The organism is Ureaplasma diversum NCTC 246 (assembly GCF_000731915.1).
Lineage (GTDB): Bacteria > Bacillota_I > Bacilli_A > Mycoplasmatales > Mycoplasmoidaceae > Ureaplasma > Ureaplasma diversum.
On the sequence record NZ_JFDP01000090.1, the window covers coordinates 1 to 3,721 of the forward strand.

General features: G+C 29.9%; 1 protein-coding gene and 1 pseudogene. One reads left to right on the plus strand and one right to left on the minus strand.

Annotated features, from left to right (window positions below; genetic code table 4):
• Positions 1-1,415 (plus strand): annotated as a pseudogene (locus UDIV_RS04640) (hypothetical protein); the annotation flags it as partial.
• A gap of 81 nt (positions 1,416-1,496) precedes the next feature.
• Here the strand turns inward: UDIV_RS04640 and UDIV_RS04645 are convergent.
• On the minus strand, positions 1,497-3,721 hold a 2,225-nt coding region (locus tag UDIV_RS04645), incomplete at its 5' end, for an MAG2960 family serine endopeptidase lipoprotein (RefSeq protein ID WP_038103662.1).

Below are 3,721 nucleotides of genomic sequence, written 5' to 3' on the forward strand. Positions count from 1 at the left end.
GTAAATTCAAAAACAAAAAAGCATTAACTCTAGCAGTTGGTGCTATTATGGCAGGGGTTAGTGTTATTGGAGTAGTTGCAGCTTGTGCACCAACAAAGGCAAAACCAAGCAAACCTTCTCAAGGTACTCAAAACCCATCTCAATCAGGTGGAACTCAATCTACAAACCCAGGAAGTGGTAATACAACAACTCCAACTGGTCAAGGTTCAAATAGTGGTGGAACAACAAATGCTAATCCCGGAAGTGGTAGCACTACAAACCCAAGTAAACAAGGTTCTAAAAACAATACAACTAATCCATCAACAGGCTCAACTAATACAAACCCAGGAGCAAATAATCCAGAATCAGGAACTAAACAAGAAGATCCTAAGACAACTAATCCAAATAATCAAACTCAACCTGAAAATCCTAATAATTTAGGTGGCGACACTAATTCAAAAGGTGAAGGAAAAACTGATGGAAATAAACCAAGTCTAGGTTCTGTTACTAGCCCTGAGACTGAAAAAACTGATGGAAAAACAACTACACCAGGTAGTACAGAAACACCTGGTTCAACCGAAGTTGCTCCTAAAGAATCTAATGAAAAAGACCAAGATGGTTCAAGTGCAGGAAAAAACGGCGAAACTGATCAACAAGCAGATGAAACTAAGAAAAAAGATGGAAAAGACAATCAGATGAATTCAGAATCAGATCCTCAAACTGGTGGTACAAGAAAAGATCAAAGTGATTCTGAACCGGGTAATGGCGGAATGGCTGATGGTACTAGCAAACAAACTGATCAAACAGAATCTGAAATAGGTTCACAAGCTGAAGATAAGAAAAAAATGGAAGAAGATGCAGCTAAAAAGCAAAAAGATGAATTTGATGCTAAAAAGAATAAAATAAAGGAAGACATTAAAAAACTTGGTTATTTACCCCAAGATGAAAAAGATGGATTCAATAAGGAATTAGAAGCAATTACTGATGTTTCTATGGCTGCTGAGCTAGAAAAAGTTCTAGAAAAAGCAAATGCTAAAAATGCAAAAAATAAAGAAGCAAAAGAAACAGAAGCAAAACAAATAGCAGCAACAACTTCTGGCAAGTTAACTAATCTTAAGGTAATTAGAGATCCAAAATACAAGGGTTATTTATACTTCCAACTAACAACTGATACTACTACATTTGACAAAATCAAAAACCAATATTTCGGATACAGAGTAGAAGTTAAAGATACTATTAACTATTATGAAGACTATACAAAAGGTGGGCAAACACCAACTATTGAAAGAGGAAGAAGTGGCAATAATGTTACTTTTCTAACTACACCATTTCAACCACTTGTAGCAGATGGTAGAACATATATAGTGACAAGAATTTGATTAGAAAACGACCCTAATAAAACTAACTTGCTTAAAGAACCAGTAGAATTCCAATAATCAACAACACAAAAAAACCACTCCCCTTTGAAGTGGTTTTTTGTTTATCTATCCCTTAATAAATTAGTTTATTTTTTAATCTTATTCAGTTTTAGGATTGATTTTATATGTATAAATTCGATCCTTTTTTAGCTTATTTCTTAAAGCAACACCTAAGTTAACATCACCTATTAAATCAGGAGATTGAGCTACAAATAAATTAGCAATTTGTGTATTATTTTCAGTTCCATAACTTTTTGATAGTAATGAAGCAAAGTGGATCCCAATTGGATTAAATCGGGCATCAATTACTAATGAACCACTAGAACCTGCTCCTAATTGCCCAATCTCTTCAGAACTAATTAATCGACTTCCAACATTAAACATTTTATGTAAATAAGTATTATTTAAATCAGCTACACCATCTTTATTATTGATCTTCTTTACACCTAAATAATCAATGATTGTTCCACTTGTGATTTCTCGATCAAACCCTTGGACTAATCCACCATAAGCTTTTGAACCCATAAAGAAAGTTAAAGCATTTGAACTAAATCGATGATCTCCTGGATATCCAGCTCTAAAGGTTTGAAGCTGAGGAAGATATGGTTTATTATTTCCTAAACCAATATATCAATCAGCTTCATTTTTAGTATCAAGTACATCATAATAAGCAGGTAATCGTTTCTTAATATCTTCTTTTTTAAGAAGCATCGGAACGATTATTAAATCCATTGTCCCATTAGCTAATGTTTTAATTCCGTTTTTAGTTTTAATATAGGTTGCTAAATTATCGTTTGTTATTACTCCATTTGCTTGAATACTTGGAATAAATCAAGTTCGATCTAATCAATTGTCTTGATTAAGATTATAAACTTTAGCAAGACTTGCTGAACTTACCCCAGCTAAAGAACTATAAAAATTAGAAATATCTGGTTTATAAGCAGCTGTTGATCATAGAACATATTTATATCGTTCTTTATCTAAATAAGTATCAGATACTAATTGGTACTTATTCTTTTTCAAATATTGTTCATACTCTTCTTTACTAAACCATCTTGTTCTTTCATCTTCTTTTTTAGTTTTTGTAAAATTACTAAATGATAGAACATGTAAATTAGTAGCAACAAGTACTTTAACATAATCAGGATCAATTGAATCATCTTTGATTCGATCAACAATTCATCCAGTTCCTGAATTAATATGAGCTTCTTTCCCATCTTTAGTTGATAAGAAATTGATTGAGATTGATCGATCATAAATGAATTTTCAATAGTCTTCATTTCGTTTTAAGCTTGAATTAGTAGTATTAAATTCTTCACTTAAATGTACAAATTGATTTGTTTTTAAGTCTTTGATTTTAATGATGAATTCTAATTCACCATGGCGATCAGTCATTCTGTATAAAATTTCTACTATTTCAATTTCATTTAGTTTATCTTTACTATTATTAATGATTGTTTTCTTATCATTTGTAATATTTATAAATTTATAATATTCTTCTTTTTTAATAGTATTAATAAATTGAGCAAAAGCTGTTGGTAAATATCCATAAGGATTAATTTTAATTAATTCATGAATTAATGCTCGATCAATTCAATATGTATTATTTGAACCCTTAGGGACATATTCTTTAACTGTTTTAATTTCTTTATCTAAAATCTTAGGATTTTGGATATGAAAAACATTTTGTTCATCATAAGCTACTTTATTAAAATCATTAACTCGTTGACTATTAGATTGAGCTAAATCAGATCCATATCCAATTCGATTAGTATAAGTTTGTGATCAATACTGATTAACTTGATTAGAGTTAAAATAGTTAATAGCATGAGCTTTTAGTTCTTGATAATATTTATTGTTTCTAATATAAGCATCAGGATCATTAAGTGCAAGCGTTCTTGCTTGCTCTAATGTATAGGTTGCTTCTGTTTTGTTTTTAAGTTTTTGATTTAAGTTAACTGTTTGTTGATTTAATAAATTGTATTGAATTACAACATTAAAAATGCCATTGAACTGTTTGATCCTTATCTTAGCTTCAAGCTTACCATACTTATTATCTGGAATTAATTCAACTATTTCATAATCACTTTGATCAATTAAATGAACAGGTCTATTAGTTACTCTTCTATTTGATTTATCATTCTTATCTTTAATACTATAACCTAAAATAAAGAATTTCTTAAATTCTTGTTTACTAATACTTGATGGTATTCTGTTATTTGTTTGTTCTTTATCTACATTACTATATGTAATAGTTAGATTAGCATCTCTTTTTTGACTATTTATATATGAATTAAAAGAATAACAACTAGATAGCACTAAAT